Annotated in this window: 20 protein-coding genes; 6 read left to right on the plus strand and 14 right to left on the minus strand. The window is 63.1% G+C overall.

Features of this window, described 5'->3' with window-relative positions; translation table 11 throughout:
* Nucleotides 1–7: 7 nt before the first annotated feature.
* Nucleotides 8–541 (minus strand): peptide-methionine (S)-S-oxide reductase MsrA, encoded by a 534-nt coding sequence (msrA, locus tag VPH40_RS15315; protein WP_328573882.1) that lies wholly within the window; start codon nucleotides 539–541, stop codon nucleotides 8–10.
* Nucleotides 542–717: 176 nt separating this feature from the next.
* Here msrA and VPH40_RS15320 point away from each other — a divergent pair, with 176 nt between their 5' ends.
* Nucleotides 718–1,224: a flavin reductase family protein gene (locus VPH40_RS15320; RefSeq protein ID WP_077408668.1), complete on the plus strand. Its 507-nt coding sequence runs from the start codon at nucleotides 718–720 to the stop codon at nucleotides 1,222–1,224.
* A 39-nt stretch (nucleotides 1,225–1,263) separates the two neighbouring features.
* On the opposite strand, the gene VPH40_RS15325 is transcribed toward VPH40_RS15320, so the two are convergent.
* From VPH40_RS15325 to VPH40_RS15375, 11 genes are all read right to left on the minus strand, one after another.
* On the minus strand, nucleotides 1,264–1,950 hold the full coding sequence (locus VPH40_RS15325; RefSeq protein ID WP_180278678.1) for an OmpW/AlkL family protein: 687 nt from the start codon (nucleotides 1,948–1,950) through the stop codon (nucleotides 1,264–1,266).
* A gap of 99 nt (nucleotides 1,951–2,049) precedes the next feature.
* Nucleotides 2,050–3,462: an SGNH/GDSL hydrolase family protein gene (locus VPH40_RS15330; RefSeq protein ID WP_289917567.1), complete on the minus strand. Its 1,413-nt coding sequence runs from the start codon at nucleotides 3,460–3,462 to the stop codon at nucleotides 2,050–2,052.
* Nucleotides 3,463–3,703: 241 nt separating this feature from the next.
* Nucleotides 3,704–4,723, minus strand: coding sequence for an L-threonylcarbamoyladenylate synthase (locus VPH40_RS15335; protein WP_328573883.1), 1,020 nt, complete (start codon nucleotides 4,721–4,723; stop codon nucleotides 3,704–3,706).
* Entirely contained in the window at nucleotides 4,720–5,928 is a 1,209-nt protein-coding gene (locus VPH40_RS15340; protein WP_328573884.1) for a 5-(carboxyamino)imidazole ribonucleotide synthase, read from the minus strand. The genes VPH40_RS15335 and VPH40_RS15340 overlap by 4 nt, the downstream gene beginning before the upstream one ends.
* Before the next feature lie 15 nt (nucleotides 5,929–5,943).
* Nucleotides 5,944–6,441: a 5-(carboxyamino)imidazole ribonucleotide mutase gene (purE, locus tag VPH40_RS15345; RefSeq protein ID WP_077408673.1), complete on the minus strand. Its 498-nt coding sequence runs from the start codon at nucleotides 6,439–6,441 to the stop codon at nucleotides 5,944–5,946.
* Nucleotide 6,442: 1 nt separating this feature from the next.
* On the minus strand, nucleotides 6,443–7,336 hold the full coding sequence (locus tag VPH40_RS15350) for a phosphoribosylaminoimidazolesuccinocarboxamide synthase (protein WP_077408674.1): 894 nt from the start codon (nucleotides 7,334–7,336) through the stop codon (nucleotides 6,443–6,445).
* Between the two features lie 104 nt (nucleotides 7,337–7,440).
* The gene (gene fba / locus VPH40_RS15355; RefSeq protein WP_010401625.1) at nucleotides 7,441–8,505 is read right to left on the minus strand and encodes a class II fructose-bisphosphate aldolase; all 1,065 of its coding nucleotides are present in this window, start codon (nucleotides 8,503–8,505) and stop codon (nucleotides 7,441–7,443) included.
* Between the two features lie 179 nt (nucleotides 8,506–8,684).
* Nucleotides 8,685–10,133 (minus strand): pyruvate kinase, encoded by a 1,449-nt coding sequence (gene pyk / locus VPH40_RS15360; protein ID WP_099666366.1) that lies wholly within the window; start codon nucleotides 10,131–10,133, stop codon nucleotides 8,685–8,687.
* Between the two features lie 113 nt (nucleotides 10,134–10,246).
* On the minus strand, nucleotides 10,247–11,458 hold the full coding sequence (locus VPH40_RS15365) for a phosphoglycerate kinase (protein ID WP_099666365.1): 1,212 nt from the start codon (nucleotides 11,456–11,458) through the stop codon (nucleotides 10,247–10,249).
* 77 nt (nucleotides 11,459–11,535) lie between these two features.
* Nucleotides 11,536–11,886 (minus strand): AzlD domain-containing protein, encoded by a 351-nt coding sequence (locus VPH40_RS15370; RefSeq protein ID WP_328573885.1) that lies wholly within the window; start codon nucleotides 11,884–11,886, stop codon nucleotides 11,536–11,538.
* Nucleotides 11,879–12,613: an AzlC family ABC transporter permease gene (locus tag VPH40_RS15375; RefSeq protein WP_305057314.1), complete on the minus strand. Its 735-nt coding sequence runs from the start codon at nucleotides 12,611–12,613 to the stop codon at nucleotides 11,879–11,881. The genes VPH40_RS15370 and VPH40_RS15375 overlap by 8 nt, the downstream gene beginning before the upstream one ends.
* Before the next feature lie 258 nt (nucleotides 12,614–12,871).
* Between VPH40_RS15375 and VPH40_RS15380 the strand changes: the two genes are divergently transcribed.
* The 4 genes from VPH40_RS15380 (at nucleotide 12,872) to VPH40_RS15395 (ending at nucleotide 15,174) form a co-directional block, all read left to right on the plus strand.
* The gene (locus tag VPH40_RS15380) at nucleotides 12,872–13,066 is read left to right on the plus strand and encodes a zinc-finger domain-containing protein (protein ID WP_034780619.1); all 195 of its coding nucleotides are present in this window, start codon (nucleotides 12,872–12,874) and stop codon (nucleotides 13,064–13,066) included.
* A 74-nt stretch (nucleotides 13,067–13,140) separates the two neighbouring features.
* Nucleotides 13,141–13,566 carry a YybH family protein gene (locus VPH40_RS15385; protein WP_034780622.1) on the plus strand — a complete coding sequence of 142 codons (426 nt, stop codon included), beginning with the start codon at nucleotides 13,141–13,143 and terminating at the stop codon, nucleotides 13,564–13,566.
* Nucleotides 13,566–14,591: a YheT family hydrolase gene (locus tag VPH40_RS15390; protein ID WP_099666362.1), complete on the plus strand. Its 1,026-nt coding sequence runs from the start codon at nucleotides 13,566–13,568 to the stop codon at nucleotides 14,589–14,591. Before VPH40_RS15385 ends, VPH40_RS15390 begins: the two co-directional genes overlap by 1 nt.
* Entirely contained in the window at nucleotides 14,584–15,174 is a 591-nt protein-coding gene (locus VPH40_RS15395) for a DUF2946 family protein (protein ID WP_328573886.1), read from the plus strand. Before VPH40_RS15390 ends, VPH40_RS15395 begins: the two co-directional genes overlap by 8 nt.
* Nucleotides 15,175–15,177: 3 nt before the next feature.
* Here the strand turns inward: VPH40_RS15395 and VPH40_RS15400 are convergent, their stop codons facing one another.
* Nucleotides 15,178–16,767, minus strand: coding sequence for a M48 family metallopeptidase (locus VPH40_RS15400; protein WP_328573981.1), 1,590 nt, complete (start codon nucleotides 16,765–16,767; stop codon nucleotides 15,178–15,180).
* Nucleotides 16,768–16,963: 196 nt separating this feature from the next.
* On the opposite strand from VPH40_RS15400, the gene moaC reads away from it, so the two are divergent.
* A complete protein-coding gene (moaC, locus tag VPH40_RS15405; RefSeq protein WP_328573887.1) occupies nucleotides 16,964–17,470 on the plus strand; it encodes a cyclic pyranopterin monophosphate synthase MoaC in 507 nt (168 codons plus the stop codon).
* A 12-nt stretch (nucleotides 17,471–17,482) separates the two neighbouring features.
* Here the strand turns inward: moaC and VPH40_RS15410 are convergent, their stop codons facing one another.
* A complete protein-coding gene (locus tag VPH40_RS15410; RefSeq protein ID WP_328573888.1) occupies nucleotides 17,483–17,860 on the minus strand; it encodes a DUF6713 family protein in 378 nt (125 codons plus the stop codon).
* Between the last annotated feature and the right edge of the window lie 74 nt (nucleotides 17,861–17,934).

The raw sequence follows: 17,934 nt of genomic DNA on the forward strand, positions 1-17,934 counted from the left end.
GGCCGTCTTACTTCAGGCGGCCCGCATACATGGCGCGGAATTTCTCCACCTTGGGCGCGACGACGAGGGCGCAATAGCCCTGCAAGGGATGCTGCTCGACATAATTCTGGTGGTAATCCTCGGCCGGATAAAAAGTGGCGGCCGGCGCCAGCTGCGTGACGATGGGCGCATCCCACACGCCGGCCATTTCGGCGAGCACCTTGCGCGCCACGCTTTCCTGCGCGGCCGACTGGTAACAGATGACGGAGCGAAATTGCGTACCGACATCATTTCCCTGGCGATTCAGGGTGGTGGGGTCGTGCAGCGTAAAAAAGATTTCCAGCAAGTCGTGGTAAGCGATGATGGCAGGGTCGAATTCCAGGCGCACCACTTCCGCGTGGCCCGTCTCGCCCGTGCACACCTGTTCGTAGCTGGGATGGGGCACGCTGCCGCCCGTGTAGCCGGACTCGACGCGCGTCACGCCGCGCACTTCCCCATACACGGCGGCGAGGCACCAGAAACAGCCACCGCCGAATACCGCCACTTCCGTCTGTTGATTCATGATGTCCTCCCGCAACGCTGCTGCGACTTATCATTTCACCACTGTAACGCAAAGCGCCATCGCTTGCAGCGTCGCTTGAAACGGCGCGTGGGACACCGCACATACGGGCATGCCGGCCACGATTGCGCTGGCATGGCCGATTTTTGGCATAATGTCAGCAAATAGACAGGTCACCCATGAACACACGCTCTCCCCGCGCGCCCGCGCAAGAATTCGATACGACACATTTCCGCCAGGCACTGTCGCAGTTTGCCACCGGCGTGACGGTCATTACGACGCGCCTGGCCGACGGCAGTTTCCGCGGCTTGACGGCCAGTTCCTTCAATTCCGTCTCGCTGTCGCCGCCCCTGGTGCTGTGGAGCCTCGGTTCCGTGGCGAACAGCATGCCCATTTTCAGCGGCAACTCGCATTACGTCATCAATGTGCTGGGCGCCGACCAGGCGGAACTGGCCACGCGCTTTTCACGCCGCACGCCGAATCCCTTCGACGACGTCGAATACGAACTGTCGCGCACGGGCCAGCCCATCCTGAAAGGCGCATCGGCCTGGTTCGAATGCCACAACCGCAGCCGCTATCCGGAAGGCGACCACGTCATTTTCGTGGGCGAAGTGGAACAATGCGCGTTTGCCGCGCAGCCGCCCTTGATCTTCCACAATGGTAAGTTCAATACACCGCCAGCCTGAGCGGGACAAAAAAAAATCCGCCGAGGCGGATTTTTTGTTTTACAGGGTAAAGTTATACCCGATGCTGATACTCACGGCGACCGGGTCGAGCTTGATGTCCTGCGTCTGCCCCGTGGAGAATTTCGCCTTGGTTTTCAGGTAAGTCTTGACCACGGCCACATCGGCAAACCAGCGCTCGTTGAAGGCCAGGGTGCTGCCGACCACCAGGCTGCCTGTCAGCTTGTTGTCCATGCGGTAAGTCACGGGTTTTCCACCCGGATCCAGCAAGGCCGTCATCTGGCCCGAGCCTTTTTCCTTCTGGAAATAGGCATACGTCAAGCCCGCGCCCACGTATGGGCGGATCATCGCATTGGGCTGGAAGAAACGGTACTGGATGAAGGCCGTCGGCGGCAAGGCTTCCGCCGTCCCCAGCTTGCCCGTGCCCTTGATGGAACCGGCGCCGATCAGGTCATGCTTGTACGGCACGCCCAAAATCATTTCAGCGGAAACATTGTCCGTGATCATGTAGGCAAAGGTCAGGATGGGCTTGGTATCCGACTTGACGTCGGCTTTCGTGCCCGGCAATGCTGGCGCGGAAATGTCGCCACTTTCCACGTGCGGCGTGATCTTGTTGAGGCCAGCCTTGGCCATCCAGGTGCCTGCGCTTTGCGCCGAAGCGCCCGTCGCCATGGCCATCGCGGCGGCCGCGGCCAGCACGCGTACAGCGGTATTCAAACGATTCTTCATCTTGTCTCCTGATTCATTATGTGCGGATAGCCCCGCTATCCAGTCTTGTCGCTGCCAGCGCCAGCCACATCGCGGGGATGCAGCTGGCGCGGCCCTCCCTTACAGCCAGCCCCGCACGACCATGTCCTTGGCCACATAACGGGCCAGCAACAGGTTGTTGAACGGCGTAGGGTGCACATCGTCGGCATACGAGTAGTGGCTGACGTCGCCCGCTTTCAGGTTCGTGCCATTGCACACGAGCGAGCTGCCCAGGAAATTCTTCGCTGGCGTCAGGTCGCACGCCGTCTCGCTGACATTGGTCAAGCCATACGGGCCAGGATTGACGCCCTGGTCATGGCTGACGGCAAACACGTCGACCAGCAAGACTTTCGCGTTGCCGTTCAAGCCCCCGCTCAGCTCTCCGTTGAAGGCGCTGACCATGGCATTGATGAGCGCCTTGGTATTGGCATCCTTGCTCAGGCCCGATGGTGTACCAGCCACGTCAGGCAGGTTGTTGACCACCACATAGTTGGCGCCCTTGGCAATGATCTGATCCTTGACCAGCGCCACCAGCTCGGTGCCAGCCTGTTTCATGGCACCAACCAGTGCAGGACCATTCGCCGCGGCGTAATCGGCACCAGCCTTGGCGCCGGCAGCGGCACCGGCGGCGTTGCCGGTGACCGTCGCATCGGCTTGCGCCTTGGTCACCAGCGGGCTATACACGGCTGGCGAAGCGACCGCCGTATCGCCGGCGGTGGCGGCAGCGGTCACGGCAGCGCCCACGATCGATGCTGACGTGGCGCCAGGCGCCGCAGCGGCGGCCGCCACGGCCGCGCCGATGGCTTGCGCTGCCGTGGCAGGGTTGGCGGCGCGCGCTGCCAGGGCAGCAACCAGATTGGAGGCAAAGGCTTTCGCGCCAGCAGCGGCACCGGCAGCCGCGCCAGCCGTCTGGCCAGCAGCAGTGGCCTTCGCTTGCAAGTCGCCCAGCAGGAACAGCACGTCGTTACCGCCCGCCATCACGAAGACGGCTTCCGTACCGCTGAACTTGCCGCCGGAAACGGCCAGGTGGTTCGCAATCTGCGTCACCACGGGCACGGTCAGGGCGCCCAGCGCACCGCCCGCCAACTTGTTGTTCGGGCCGACCGGGTTGGTGACGCGCGAACCGCCCATGGCGTAGCCGAAGCAGCCCGCATGCTTGACGCGCGGAGCCTGCAGGGAGGGAATGCTGCCTTCCAGGCCCGTTTCGGCGGCGCATGGCGCCGGCAAGCCGAATTGCGCGGCCAGGTGCTCGGTCCAGTTCTTGCCCGTCAGTTCAGGATTGATCTTGGTATTGTCGCCATTGATGGTGAATTTGCCGCCACCGCTCACCGCCACGCCGGCGACGGCATACGAACCGACATCGGACAGGCTGTCGCCGAACGACACCTGCGCCGTGTATTTGACTTTCAAGGCTTGATCACCGCCACTGGCGCCGCCGCAACCTGCCAGGACAGCCGCAGCCAGCACGGCCAGCGCGAATTTTGTTTGATGCATTTTGTCTCCTCGGTCTTTTTTCTGGTTTCTAAACGAACGGGCGTGCTATTCGCTACCCAACTAATATGCCATCGTTCCTCAGGCTTGTATAGAAAATATGTTTTAAAAATCAACGAAATAACAACACCGCCAGCGCCCCGTCACGACCGGGCGATCCGCTGAATTATGGAGGATATAAGATGTTTCGTGGCAAGCATCTCTATTGCGCTGCATCAAGAAAAAGCCCCTTGCGGGGCTTTTATTATGCGGACAGAAATTGCTGCAAGATACCACTTGAGCCGAAGGCGGCACGCCGCAGACGGTCATTCACGCCCAGCCACGCGGGGCCGGTGGGCGGTGCTTCGACGAGTATCAGCTCGGCGCCGACCTGGTCCATCGTGCGCAGCGAGGCATACAGCGCATGTGCGTAATTTTCCGGGGTCGCTGCCAGGCGCACGCTGGCGCTGGCCGGCGGCAGATCCGAGTAGTGGATCAGGGCCACGCGGCGCCCGTCATTGAGCAGGCGGTTCAAGGTGGCGCGCACGTCGTCGCTGTGCTGCATCGCAACAGGCGTGTGCGGTGCGTAATGCGATTCCAGGGTGCCCGAGGCACGCGGCGCGGCCGCGTCCGCCACGACCGGTGCGCGGCCAATGACGGCGGCGATCTGCTCGCTGCTGATATGGCCGGGACGCAACAACACGGGACCATGCGTGGCCAGGCGCGACAAATCGACGATGGTCGATTCGATGCCGACATCGCTCTGTCCGCCGTCGAGGACTTGGCCCAGCAAGCCGCTGGCGAGTTCCGCCGCGAATTCATCGCGCACGTGCTGCGCCGTGGTGGGGCTGACATTGCCGAATTTGTTTGCCGACGGCGCCGCCAGGCCGCCCTTGCCGCCCTTGAAGGTGCGTAGCAATGCGATAGCCACCGGGTGCGACGGGCAGCGCAAGCCCACCGTATCCTGGCCGCCGGACACGGCGTCGGGAATATGCGCGGCGCGCTTGACGATCAGGGTCAGCGGACCGGGCCAGAAGGCAGCCACCAGTTGCTGCGCTTCGGGCGGAATATCGTCGGACCAGTGCGCCAAGTCGGCGCCAGGCGCCACGTGCACGATCACGGGATGGTCCGAAGGCCGGCCCTTGGCTTCGTAGATGCGCGCCACGGCGGCCGGGTTTTCCGCATCGGCGCCCAGGCCATACACCGTTTCCGTCGGGAAAGCGACGAGGCCGCCCCCTTCCAGCACGGCAGCGGCCGCCGCCAGATCGTGTGCAAGTACGCTCACGGCGCGATTCCCAGAATCAGGCAAGCGTCGCGCAGGCGCTGCTGCGCCTCTTGCAAGGTGGCAGCGATGAAAGTCAGGTGGCCCATCTTGCGGCCACGGCGCGGGTCGTCCTTGCCATACAGGTGCAGGCACGCGCCCGGCAGCGCCAGCATCTGGTCCCACGCCGGTTCGCAGGCAACATCGCTGTCGTCGGCAAACCAGGCGTCGCCCAGAATGTTGAGCATCACGGCCGGCGAATGCTGGCGCACGTCGCCCAGCGGCAGACGCGCCATGGCCCGCACCTGCTGCGCGAACTGGCTGGTGACGCAGGCATCCATCGTGTAGTGGCCGCTGTTGTGGGGACGGGGCGCCATTTCATTGACCACCAGGCTGCCATCGTCCAGCACGAAAAATTCGATGCACAGCACGCCGACATAACCGAGTTCAGCGACCATGGCTTGCGCCGCCCGCTGCGCCCTGGCGGCGCAGTCGTCCGACACGTTCGGGCCCGGCACGGTAGTGGTAAACAGGACGCCGTCGCGGTGCACGTTTTCAGCGATCGGATACACGACCGATTCGCCATCCACGCCGCGCGCCGTCAGCACGGACACTTCATACGCCAGCGGCAACATTTTTTCCAACAGGCAAGTTACCTCGCCCATTTCCGCAAAGGCGGCGCGCACGTCGTCGCGCGTGCGCACGCGGAACTGGCCCTTGCCGTCATAGCCCATGCGCACGGTTTTCAAGATGCCCGGCAGCAAGTCGTCGCCGATGGCGTCGATATCGTCCTGCGTGGCGATGACCCTATGCGGCGCCGGCAGCACGCCGGACTTGGCGGCGCAGTCGACAAAGAAACGTTTTTCCGCGATGCGATCTTGCGCCACCGACACGCCGTGCGCATCCGGCGCCACGAATACCCGTTCGGCCAGGCGCGACAGGCTGTCGGCCGGCACGTTCTCGAACTCGGTGGTGACGGCCAGGCATTGCGCCGCCAGGGCGTCGAGGCCGGCGACATCATCATATGCGGCATGGATCAGGCGCTGCGCCACCTGCCCCGCAGGGCAAGTAGCGGCTGGCTCCAGCACAGGTTCAAGAACTGCAACCTGGTAGCCCATGCTCTGGGCGGCCTGGGCAAACATGCGGCCGAGCTGGCCGCCGCCCATCACGCCCAGCCATGCCGGTGGATGGGCGGCAGGCAGCAATGGGGAAGTCGATTTACTATTCATTATTTTTCAAACATATTAATCAGGCAAGACCATGGCCTTGGCGGCGGCCGTTTGCGTGGTACGGAACGCTTCCAGCTTTTCGGCCAGGACATCGTCGTTGGCGGCCAGCATCGCCACGGCCGTCAGCGCCGCATTCGCCGCGCCCGCTTCGCCGATGGCGAAAGTGGCGACCGGCACGCCCTTGGGCATTTGCAGGATGGACAGCATGGAGTCTTCGCCACGCAAGTATTTCGATGGCACGGGCACGCCCAGCACGGGCACGATGGTCATCGCTGCCACCATGCCAGGCAGGTGGGCCGCGCCGCCGGCGCCGGCGATGATGGCGCGCAAGCCGCGCGCGCGCGCGCTTTTCGCGTACGCATACATCTCGTCGGGCATGCGGTGCGCGGAAATGACTTGCGCTTCGTACGGCACGCCAAACTGTTTCAGGATGGCAACTGCATTTTGCATCACGTCCCAGTCCGAGGACGACCCCATGATGACGCCGACCAGCGGCTTATTCTGCTCGCTCATCTCAGGCCTTCAGCTTCTCGCCCGTCAGGCGTTCGATGGCTTCGAAGTACTTGGCCTGGGTTTTTTCGATGACGTCGGCCGGCAGCGCCGGCGCCGGTGCGGTCTTGCCCCAGGTCAAGGTTTCCAGGTAGTCGCGCACGAATTGCTTGTCGAACGACGGTGGCGAAATGCCAGGCTGATACGAATCGGCAGGCCAGAAGCGCGACGAGTCGGCCGTCAGCACTTCATCCATCAGATGCATGACGCCATTGTCGTCCAGGCCGAATTCAAACTTGGTGTCGGCGATGATGATGCCGCGTGTGGCAGCGTATTCGGCGGCCGTCTTGTACAGGGCAATGGCGACGTCGCGCATCTTGGCGGCCAGGTCGGCACCGATGCGCTCTTCCATTTCAGCAAAGCTGATGTTTTCGTCATGCTCGCCCAGTTCGGCCTTGGCTGCCGGGGTGAAGATCGGCTCCGGCAGTTTTTCCGCCTGTTGCAAGCCCGCTGGCAGCGCGATGCCGCAGATGCTGCCCGTATCTTGGTAATCTTTCCAGCCCGAACCGATGATATAGCCGCGCACGACTGCCTCCACCATGATCGGTTTCAGGCGCTTGGCCACCACGGCGCGGCCTTGCACTTGCTCCACTTCCTCTGGCGCCACCACGGATTCCGGCGCCACGCCGGTCAGGTGGTTCGGCACGATGTGGCCCAGCTTCTCGAACCAGAAATCGCTCATCTGGTTGAGGACCTTGCCCTTGCCGGGGATAGGCTCGTTCATGACGACATCGAAGGCCGACAGGCGGTCCGTGGTGACGATCAGGATCTTGTCGTCGCCAACGGCGTAGTTGTCGCGGACCTTGCCGTGGCCCAGCAATGGCAGGGAGTGGATGGAAGTCTGATAGAGGCTGTTCATAGCGGGGGAATAGTTGGATGAAACGAAACCGGCAGGCAGGGGGTGCCCACCGGTCGAGAAAATCGGGCACGGAGCATTGCTTCCGGCCCGTTCCAGACAGAATTTTACTTCACAATTTGCGACAGCTCGCCGGCCTTGTAGCGCTCGGCCATTTTTTCCATCGTGATGACCTTGATTTTCGACGCCTGGCCTTCGCAGCCGAACGCCTGCATGCGCGCGCGCACGATTTGCTCGGCGGCGGTGCGGGCTGGCTTCAGGAAGTCGCGCGGGTCGAATTTCGACGGGTTCTCGAACAGGTACTTGCGGATCGCGGCCGTCATCGCCAGGCGGATGTCGGTGTCGATGTTGATCTTGCGCACGCCGTGACGGATGCCTTCCTGGATTTCCTCGACTGGCACGCCGTAGGTTTCCTTCATGTCGCCGCCGAATTCGCGGATGATGGCCAGCAATTCCTGCGGTACCGACGAGGAACCGTGCATCACCAGGTGGGTGTTCGGAATGCGCGCGTGGATTTCCTTGATGCGGTCGATGGCCAGGATGTCGCCCGTCGGCTTGCGGGTAAACTTGTACGCGCCGTGCGAGGTGCCGATGGCGATCGCCAGGGCGTCGCACTGGGTGCGCTGCACGAAATCGGCCGCTTGCGCCACGTCCGTCAGCAGTTGCTCGCGGGTCATGGTGCCGTCGGCGCCGTGGCCGTCTTCCTTGTCGCCCTTCATGGTTTCCAGCGAACCGAGCACGCCCAGTTCCGCTTCCACCGTCACGCCGATGGCGTGCGAGAATTTCACCACTTCACGCGACACTTCCACGTTGTATTCATACGAAGCGACCGACTTGCCGTCCGCTTCCAGCGAACCGTCCATCATCACGGAAGTAAAACCCGAGCGGATGGCGGCCATGCAGACGGCCGGCGACTGGCCGTGATCCTGGTGCATGACGACAGGAATGTGCGGATACGCTTCGACGGCCGCGTCGATCAGGTGGCGCAGGAACGCTTCACCGGCGTACTTGCGCGCGCCAGCGGACGCTTGCATGATCACCGGGCTGTTCAGCGCATCGGCGGCAGCCATGATGGCTTGCACTTGCTCCAGGTTGTTGACGTTGAAAGCAGGAATGCCATAACCGTTTTCGGCGGCATGGTCCAGCAGTTGACGCATGGATACGAGAGACATGGTAATACTCCAGATAACAATAGAAACCGTTGCGGCGCTTCGCGGTGGTCAATAACCGCGGCGGCGCCTGAATTCTTTCAACTAAATTAGAACGTCCAACAAACTGCTCAGGGCTAGGCGCGTTGCCGAAGGCAGTACAACTAGTACGACTAGGCAATGCAACAACGCCCTGGCAGTTTTTACTCGAATTCGCCTACCTTCACAATCTTCAAGGCATTCGTGCCGCCCACCTGCCCCATCGGCTCGCCCCAGGTGACGACGATCATGTCGCCCTTGCGGACGATGCCCTGCGCCACCAGCAGCTCTTCCGCCTGCTTCAGCACTTGCGCGCTGGGGGCGTTCTGCATCAGATGATACGCCCGAACATTGCGGTACAGCGCGGCTTTGCGCAAAGTGGTGACACTGGGCGTGAGCGCGTAGATCGGCGTGTCGATACTGTGGCGGCTCATCCACAAGGCGGTGGAACCGGATTCCGTCAGCGCCACGATGGCTTTGACGCGCAGGTGATGGGCCGTGAACAGCGCGCCGTAGGCGATCGACTGGTCGATGCGGGTAAACGTGACGTTGAGGAAATCGGCATCGAGCTTGTTGTATTCGGACTGTTCCGCTTCCACGCAGATGGCGGCCATCATTTCCACCGTCTCGATCGGGTACTTGCCCGAGGCCGTTTCGGCCGACGTCATGACGGCGTCCGTGCCATCGAGCACGGCATTGGCCACGTCGGACACTTCCGCGCGGGTCGGCACGGCGTTGACGATCATCGATTCCATCATCTGTGTTGCCGTAATAGCAATCTTGTTCGACGCGCGCGCCATCTTGATCATGCGTTTCTGCAGGGCCGGCACGGCCGCGTTGCCCACCTCGACCGCCAGGTCGCCGCGCGCCACCATGATGCCGTCGGACGCGTCGAGAATCTCTTGCAGGGCAGGAATGGCTTCCGCGCGCTCGATCTTGGCGATCATCATCGGCTTGTGGTGGTACGGTTCGCCGGCGATATTGGCCAGCTGGCGCGCCATTTCCATGTCGGTCGCACATTTCGGGAAGGAAATAGCCAGATAGTCGGCCTGGAAACTCATGGCCGTCTTGATATCTTCCATATCCTTGGCCGTCAACGCGGGCGCGGACAGGCCGCCGCCCTGGCGGTTGATACCCTTGTTGTTCGACAACTCGCCGCCAATCTTGACGGTGGTGTGGATTTCGCTGCCGTGGATGCGCTCGACGATCAGCACGATGAGGCCGTCGTTCAGCAACAGCACGTCGCCCTTGTGCAAGTCGCGCGGCAGGGCCTTGTAGTCGAGGCCGACACGCTCCTGGTTGCCCAGTTCGCCGTTTTCGCCCCACTTGGCGTCGAGGATAAACTTGTCGCCCGCTTCCAGCTGGATGCGGGAATTTTCAAACTTGCCGACGCGAATCTTCGGCCCTTGCATGTCGGCCATGATGGCCACTTCGCGGCCGCACTCGGCCGCCGCCAGGCGCACCAGCGCCGCGCGGTCGATATGGTCTTGCGCCTTGCCGTGGGAAAAATTCAAGCGCACCACGTCGACGCCCGCACGTATCATCTTCACCAGGATATCGAAGTCGGTGGAAGCGGGGCCGATTGTTGCTACGATTTTTGTACCGCGTGGCATAGGAGTCCTTGTGCGCGAGCGAAGGTGAGCAAGACCTGGCGGCTGAACCGCCCGGCAAGGTAAAAGCGCAGCGATCAGGCTGCGCTTGGTACTGAATTGCTGACGGCAGCGCCTTAAGCGGCGCGCTGCATCAGGATTTCAACGGCGGGTAAAGTCTTGCCTTCCAGGAACTCCAGGAAAGCGCCGCCGCCCGTCGAGATATAGCTGATTTTATCGGTAATGTCGTATTTGGCAATCGCCGCCAGGGTGTCGCCACCGCCAGCGATGGAGAATGCTTTCGAATCGGCAATGGCCAGGGCCAGGGTCTTGGTGCCGTTGCCGAACTGGTCGAATTCGAACACGCCCACGGGGCCGTTCCACACGATGGTGCCGGCGGCGCCGATTTGCTGCGCCAGCAAGGCCGCCGTTTTCGGGCCGATATCGAGGATCATGTCGTCGTCCGCCACGTCGGCCACGTCCTTGACGGTGGCAACGGCCGTGGGCGAGAATTCCTTGGCGCACACGACATCGACGGGAATCGGCACTTGCGCGCCGCGCTTGGCCATGATGTCGATGATGGCTTTCGCTTCCTCGACGAGTTCCGCTTCCACCAGCGACTTGCCGACATTCAAGCCGACAGCTTTCATGAAGGTGTTGGCGATGCCGCCGCCGACGATCAGGTTATCGACCTTGTCGGACAGGGCTTTCAGGATGGTCAGCTTGCTCGATACTTTCGAACCAGCAACAATGGCCAGCAGCGGACGGGCTGGCGCGTGCAGCGCCTTGCCCAATGCATCGAGTTCGGCGGCCAGCAGCGGGCCGGCGCAAGCGACGGGCGCGAACTTGGCGATGCCGTGCGTGGACGCTTCGGCGCGGTGAGCCGTGCCGAACGCGTCATTGACGTAGATATCGCACAATTTGGCCATTTTTTGCGCCAGCTCATCGCTGTTTTTCTTTTCGCCCTTGTTGACGCGCACGTTTTCCAGCAGGACGACCTGGCCGGCAGCCAGGTTTTCCAGGCCGGCGCCATCGACCCAGTTTTGTTTCAATGCAACTTCCTGGCCCAGCAGCTCGGACAGGCGTGCCGCCACGGGCGCCAGGCTGTCGGCCGGCTTGAACTCGCCTTCCGTCGGGCGGCCCAGGTGCGACGTCACCATGACGGCGGCGCCAGCGTCCAGCGCGGCGCGGATGGCCGGCACCGAGGCGCGGATGCGCGTATCTTCGGTGATCTTGCCACTGTCATCTTGCGGGACGTTCAGGTCGGCGCGGATAAACACGCGCTTGCCTTGCAGTGCATTTTGGGCGATCAAATCTTGCAGACGGATGAAGTTGAGAACAGCTGACATGGCGATCCAGATGACGAGTGGAAGGAAGTGCGCTATTTTACCGCAATGACCAGAGCAAATCCCCGATTTGTCCTGCTTTACTGAAAAACGTGCAACAGTCGCAAGCCCGTGAAAACCAGCATGCCAAACACGATGGTTTGCAGCATATTGCGGCGAATCACAAAAAAGAGCGTGGCGGCAATACCGGACAAGAGTTTCAAATTCGACAATTCAAGGTGCACTTGCTGCCCCTCCATCAGCATGTCGGGCGCGATGATGGCGGCCAGCGCGCAGGCCGGCGCATAGCGCAGCATCTCGCCCACGCGGCGCGGAATGGTGATGTGATGGCCGATCAGCCAGAAGGTGCTGCGCGTGGCGGCCGTCGCCACCACCAGCACGCCGATGGCGATCCACACGTCGGCCCTGCCCCAGTCTATGCCGTCAAACATGGCGTTTTGTCCATTTTTCTGTCAATTCTTCCACGGCCATGGCGCTGACCATGCCCACCACGACGGCCACCAGCAAGCCCAGCTTATACGGCAGGCCGTAGGCCAGCACGGCCACCGCACCCGCCACCAGCACGCCGCACAGGGCGGCGCGGCTGAGGATCAGCGGCACCGTCACGCACAGGATCGCCAGGGTGCCGGCAAAACCCAGCCCCCATTCGGCCGGCACGACGGCGCCCAGCACGATACCGATGAAGGAACCGATTTGCCAGGCCAGCCAGTTGGGGTAGATCAAGCCTTTCAGGAAAGGCAGCTTGGCCGGGTCCGGCGTTTCGTGCGGATAGCGCTGCAGGAACAGGCCCACCGTGATGTCGCCCGCCACATAGCCGAGCCCAAAGCGCTGGCGCCACGGCAGATGGGAAAAATGGGGCGCCAGCAGCACGGAAAAGATGACAAAACGCAAATTGACGACGAGGGCCGTGGCGAAGATCACCCACACGGGCGCATGCGCGGCCAGCAGCGGCAAGGACGCGAGCTGGGCCGAGCCGGCAAAGACAAACAGGGTCATGGCCCCCGCCTGCGCTACAGTCAAGCCGCTTTTCACCATGGCCACGCCCACCACCATGCCCCAGGCGGCGATGCCCAGCAGGGTGGGCGCACCCAGGTTCAGGCCGGCGCGCCAGGCATCTTTCAGCAGGGCGTCATCCTTGGCGGCCAGGACGGCGTTCACGCGGCGCTCCGGCAGGCGTACTGTGGTAACTGCACAACAATGGTGCGTGGCGACAAGGGGGACAACGGCGATACCGGCAAGGCAAATCCAGTCAGTGTGGCGCTGCAGCTGCCATATTTCCGTAAAAACCCGCGCCGCAGCCGAAGATGATCGAGCCGCCATTTTAGCCATGATTTTTGCTGTCTGCCTGAATCCGTTAAAATCGTGGTTTTGGCAGCAGCCGACTTCCTTCCATACAGCCTCACGGAGCATGACAAGATGACAAAAACCACCCAGCCAGCGGTCGAACTCGACAGTAAAGACCTGCCAGCCCACTGCCCTAACCCGGCCATGCCGCTGTGGTCGTCGCATCCGCGTGTGTTCCTGGAATTCAACAAGGACGGTATCGCCAAGTGCCCGTACTGCGGCACGGCCTACACCCTGAAGGAAGGCGCCAGCGCCGGCCATCATTAAACTGCCCAGCGGCGCGCCCCCAGCGCGCCGTTTTCATTTACACAGCTAGCTGTACCGATCAAGCCGGAGTCGTCATGAAACGTCTGAAAGAACTCAATGGCAGCGCCGCGGAAGTCGAGGCGGCGTTCTACGATGCCTTGCACCGCGCCGACCTCGAAGCGCTGATGGCACTGTGGGCCGACGATGAAGAGATCGTCTGCATCCATCCGGGCGGCGCGCGCCTGATCGGCCATGCCGCCATCCGCGCCTCGTGGGAAACCATCCTGGCGGGCGGCGGCCTGCACATCGTGCCGGCGCAGCTGCATGAAACGCACAACCTGATGAGTTCGGTGCACACGGTGATCGAAGGCGTCACCCAGGAAGAAGGCGGTCCGGCGCATCTGCTGGCGACGAATGTGTACGTGAAAACGCCGCGCGGCTGGCGCATCGTGCTGCACCATGCCTCCATCGCGCCGGGCGGCGCGCCGGCCGACGCCACGGGGGCGCAGATCCTGCACTGATGTCTTTGTCTCTTTCCTATACTGCCCCGCTCTGGCTGCCTGGCGGCCATGCGCAGACGATTTATCCTGCCGTGTGCCTTGCCAAGCCGGCCGTGGCCTTCCGCCGCGAACGCTGGCAGGCGCCGGATGGCGATTTCGTCGACGTCGACCTGGTCGACGGCCAGCCGGGCCAGCCCTTCGTGGTGCTGTTCCACGGCCTGGAAGGCTCGTCGAACAGCCACTACGCGCGCGCCCTGATGGCCGAAGTGGCCGCGCGCGGCTGGTCGGGCGCCGTGCCGCATTTCCGCGGCTGCTCGGGCGAAGCCAACCTGGCGCCGCGCTTCTACCACTCGGGCGATGCGCAGGAAGTGGACTGGGTCGTGCGCACATTGCGCCCGCGCGCCACGGGCAAGTTTTACGCGGCCGGCGTCTCGCTGGGCGGCAACGCCCTGCTGTGCTGGCTGGGCCAGTCGCAGCACCAGGCCGATTTCGTCGATGCGGCAGCGGCCGTGTCCGCCCCCCTTGATCTGGCGCAAGGGGGTAAGGCCCTGTCTTCCGGCGCCAACCGGCTCTACACGCGCATGTTCCTGAACACCTTGAAACCGAAATGCCTGGCCAAGCTGGAACAGTTTCCCGGCCTGTTTGCGCGCGACGCCATGCTGGCCGCGCGCGACTTGCACGCCTTCGACGACGTCGTCACGGCGCCCCTGCACGGCTACCGTGATGCCGACGATTACTGGCACCGCGCCAGCGCCAAGCACGTCTTGCCGGACATCACCGTGCCGACCCTGGTACTGAATGCGCAAAATGATCCTTTCCTGCCCGGACGCTTCCTGCCGCGCAGCGCCGCGCCGACGGTCACCCTCGAGTATCCGCGCCACGGCGGCCACGTCGGCTTTGCGGCAGGCAAATTGCCGGGAAGCACACGCTGGTTGCCGCAGCGCCTGATCCACTTTTTTGAAGGCGGCAACACGGCGCCATCGGCGCCGCAAACCTGTCACGCTGGCGATGCGCGCACTCACACGGAAAACGCTACACATGGATGAACTCGTCAAGCAGGCCCTGGCCAAATGGCCGAACGTGCCCCACTGCTACGGCTGGCTGGGCCTGGACGCGCGCGGCCACTGGCGCATGCGCGACCAGCAGGCGCAACTGCAAAAATTGCCGGGCGACAAGATCGCCCACGCCGCCCTGTTGAGCTTTATCAACCGCAATTACGCCCAGGACGAACGCGGTTGCTGGTTTTTCCAGAATGGCCCGCAGCGCGTGTATGTGAATCTGGAAGCGACGCCCTACGTCGCCCGCAGCGACCCGCAGCACGGTTTCGTCTTGCAGACGGGTGCGCCGCTGGAACAGATCGCGCAAGCGTATTGGTGCGATAACGGCGCGCTGCTCTTGCGCCAGGGCGACATCGTCGCGCAGGTGGATGACCGCGACATGGCCCAGGTGCTGCCCGCGCTGCGCATCGACGGCCGGCAAGCCAGCGACGACGCCTTGCTGGCGTGGCTGGAAGAACAGCGGGGCAAGCTGACCGTATTGCATGCAGGCAAGGAGATTGCCGTGCAGCCGCTGGCCTATGCCGGCGTAGCGCAGACCTTCGGCTTCCAGCAGGCGCCGCAAGCCGGGTAAGCGCTAACCCTTCTGGTCCTTGATCTGTTCGCGGCGTTTTTCCTGCAACTCGCGCTCGCGCGCATCGATCACGGCCTGGTCATAAAAAGTCGCGTCCGTCGATTTGCGGGCAATCGTCAGCTGGTCCAGCGCGGCCATGGTGGCGCCCTGCAGCACGTAGGATTCAGCCAGCGCCATGTGCTGCAAGGTCATCTTGCCCTGGTCCGCATAGGCTTTCGCCAGTAAATCATACAGTTCCGGCTCTTCCTTGTAGAGCTGCACCTGCTCGCGCAAATACAGCGTGGATTGCTCCAGCTTGCCGGCAGCCATCAGCGCTTCCGCATACTGGTGGGCGATGCCGCGCGACAGGGGAAACTGCTGGCGCGCAGCGTCCGCCGCCTTCAGGACCTGTTGCGCCACTTCCTTCTTTTGGCCCGGCATCAACAGCACTTCCAGTCCCATCGCCGCCAGCAGCGAATTGGGGCCCTGCGTGCCGCCCGACGTCAGCACATTCGGCCCGGCCGGCTGGTGCAGGGCCGCATTGGCCGCATCGAGTTCCTTTTGCGCTTCCGCAGGCTTGCCCTGCTTGACGGCGACGAAAGACAGGCCGTAATGGGCGGCCGTCACCTGGAAACGGCTTTGCTGTTCCAGCTGCGTCTTGAAGAGAGCCTTGGCATTCAACAGGCCTTGCACGCTTTCATCCTGCAGCACGCGGGCGCGGGCCCGGGCCAGGTGGAAACTCAGGCTGTCGGCACGCTGCTTGTACGGCTGCTCGCGGATGCGCGCCTGGATGTCGGCGATGCGTTCGGTCGTCAGCGGGTGGGTCTGCAGATAGGCGGGCATCAGGTCGCTGTACGAACGGCTGGCCGCCTGCATACGGCCGAAAAAGGCCACCATGCCGGTGGTGTCGAAACCGGCTTCGCCCATGATCTGGAAACCGATGCGGTCCGCCTCGCGCTCGGCGTCGCGGCCGAAATTGAGCTGGCGCTGGATGGCCAGGCCCTGGCCGGCGGCAAACACGCCCATGGCCACGTCGCCGCCCGCGCGCGAAGCGAGCGCCGCCAGCAACATGGCGGCCAGCGGCATCAGGGCATCCTGGCGCTGCTGGCCCAGCATGCGCGCGATATGGCGCTGCGCCACATGGCCGATCTCGTGCGACAGCACGGAAGCCAGTTCCGCCTCCGTTTGCGCCGCCAGCACCAGGGCCGAGTGCACGCCGATGAAGCCGCCCGGCAAGGCAAACGCGTTCAACTGGGGATCGCGCACGGCAAAGAAAAAATAGTCGTAATTCGTTTCGCCCCGCACGCTGGGGCGCGCCGCCACGAGGGCGTTGCCGAAGGTGTTCAGGTATTCCAGCAAGGGCGCGTCGTCGAGGTAGTCGCGGTCGCCGCGGATGCCGCGCATGATTTCCTCGCCGATCTTGCGCTCCATCGCCGGCGACAGGTCTTCGCGCGACGTATCACCCAGGTTCGGCAGATTCGGCGCCGGCGGCACGGCCAGCGGCGTCCAGCTGCCGGCCGGCTTGGCCGCCACGCTGGCAACCGGCGCCGCGGGCGCGGAGGTATAGGTTTGCGCCAGCGTACAGGGCGCCGCCAGCCACAATGCAGCCAGCACCGACGCGCGCCGGGAGCTGCGCAGCCATGCCGCGCCGGCGTTTTCAAGGACGATCGGAAGAAGAGTTTTTGAATTCACGGGTGCTATCATACCTTGTTCGCGGCGCCCATTCCCACGCAACAAGCATGCGCCATGCCAGTAGCATGGCGTCGTGGTCAGGCCTGCCGCGCCCCCACTCCTCACCTATTTTGACGCCATGACAACAGCAGACAAGCAAGCCCCCGCCGGGGAACTGACCCATTTCGACGCCACGGGCCAGGCCCATATGGTCGACGTGGGCAGCAAGGAAGACACGCGCCGCAGCGCCGTGGCCGCCGGCACCATCCGCATGCAGCCCGCCACCTTGGCCTTGATTATTTCCGGCACCGCCAAGAAGGGCGACGTACTGGGCATCGCCCGCATCGCCGCCATCATGGGCGCCAAGCGCACCAGCGACCTGATTCCCCTGTGCCACCCGCTGGCCCTCACGCGCGTCACCGTCGATTTTGAAGTGGACGAAGCGGTCAACAGCGTGCACTGCCGCGCCCAAGTCGACACGGCGGGCAAGACGGGCGTGGAAATGGAAGCGCTCACTTCCGTGCAGATCGGCTTGCTGACGATCTACGACATGTGCAAGGCCGTCGACCGTGGCATGGTCATGACGAACGTGCGCGTGCTGGAAAAACATGGCGGCAAGTCGGGCGACTGGCACGCCGAGGTGTAAGACGCCACCGTTTCAGGCGGGCACTGGCCGCGTCACCTTGACGCGGCGCAAATCGCGCAACAGCCACACGGCGCATGCCAGGCACAGCACGATAATGGCCACGGATAGGGGCAAGTGGAACTGTTCCTGCCCTGCCAGCGCGAAGCCAGCGTGGATCAGGAAGGTGCCTGCGCCCAGTGCGGCGCAGATACCCGCATAGCGGGGCGCCTGTCTGGTGTTCAGCAGCACATGCCGGTAACCGGCCAGCACCAGGACAATCGCCGCCAGGTTAAACACCAGAAAACCCTGCACGCCGCCCGGCACATGAAACATCTCCCACTCTTTCCAGTAGGCAGCGTCAATTTGATGCAGGATCAGAAACAACATGGTCCAGAAGTAGCTGCGCGGCATAAAATTTACATTCGTCAATATTGACGCAATTGTAAAGCCTGAATCCTGCCCCGGCACGCGCGCATGGCATTTTT

Source organism: Janthinobacterium sp. P210005 (assembly GCF_036231865.1).
In the GTDB taxonomy this organism is placed as follows: Bacteria; Pseudomonadota; Gammaproteobacteria; order Burkholderiales; family Burkholderiaceae_D; genus Janthinobacterium; species Janthinobacterium kumbetense.

Coding starts and splice junctions, on each gene's coding strand:
- VPH40_RS15390 (WP_099666362.1), top strand. CDS start 13,566: ATGTCTTTGTCTCTTTCCTATACTGCCCCGCTCTGGCTGCCTGGCGGC.
- pyk (WP_099666366.1), bottom strand. CDS start 10,133: ATGCCACGCGGTACAAAAATCGTAGCAACAATCGGCCCCGCTTCCACC.
- VPH40_RS15365 (WP_099666365.1), bottom strand. CDS start 11,458: ATGTCAGCTGTTCTCAACTTCATCCGTCTGCAAGATTTGATCGCCCAA.
- VPH40_RS15340 (WP_328573884.1), bottom strand. CDS start 5,928: ATGAATAGTAAATCGACTTCCCCATTGCTGCCTGCCGCCCATCCACCG.
- VPH40_RS15330 (WP_289917567.1), bottom strand. CDS start 3,462: ATGCATCAAACAAAATTCGCGCTGGCCGTGCTGGCTGCGGCTGTCCTG.
- VPH40_RS15410 (WP_328573888.1), bottom strand. CDS start 17,860: ATGCCGCGCAGCTACTTCTGGACCATGTTGTTTCTGATCCTGCATCAA.
- VPH40_RS15320 (WP_077408668.1), top strand. CDS start 718: ATGAACACACGCTCTCCCCGCGCGCCCGCGCAAGAATTCGATACGACA.
- msrA (WP_328573882.1), bottom strand. CDS start 541: ATGAATCAACAGACGGAAGTGGCGGTATTCGGCGGTGGCTGTTTCTGG.
- VPH40_RS15395 (WP_328573886.1), top strand. CDS start 14,584: ATGGATGAACTCGTCAAGCAGGCCCTGGCCAAATGGCCGAACGTGCCC.
- fba (WP_010401625.1), bottom strand. CDS start 8,505: ATGTCTCTCGTATCCATGCGTCAACTGCTGGACCATGCCGCCGAAAAC.
- VPH40_RS15370 (WP_328573885.1), bottom strand. CDS start 11,886: ATGTTTGACGGCATAGACTGGGGCAGGGCCGACGTGTGGATCGCCATC.
- VPH40_RS15385 (WP_034780622.1), top strand. CDS start 13,141: ATGAAACGTCTGAAAGAACTCAATGGCAGCGCCGCGGAAGTCGAGGCG.
- VPH40_RS15380 (WP_034780619.1), top strand. CDS start 12,872: ATGACAAAAACCACCCAGCCAGCGGTCGAACTCGACAGTAAAGACCTG.
- VPH40_RS15350 (WP_077408674.1), bottom strand. CDS start 7,336: ATGAACAGCCTCTATCAGACTTCCATCCACTCCCTGCCATTGCTGGGC.
- moaC (WP_328573887.1), top strand. CDS start 16,964: ATGACAACAGCAGACAAGCAAGCCCCCGCCGGGGAACTGACCCATTTC.
- VPH40_RS15325 (WP_180278678.1), bottom strand. CDS start 1,950: ATGAAGAATCGTTTGAATACCGCTGTACGCGTGCTGGCCGCGGCCGCC.
- purE (WP_077408673.1), bottom strand. CDS start 6,441: ATGAGCGAGCAGAATAAGCCGCTGGTCGGCGTCATCATGGGGTCGTCC.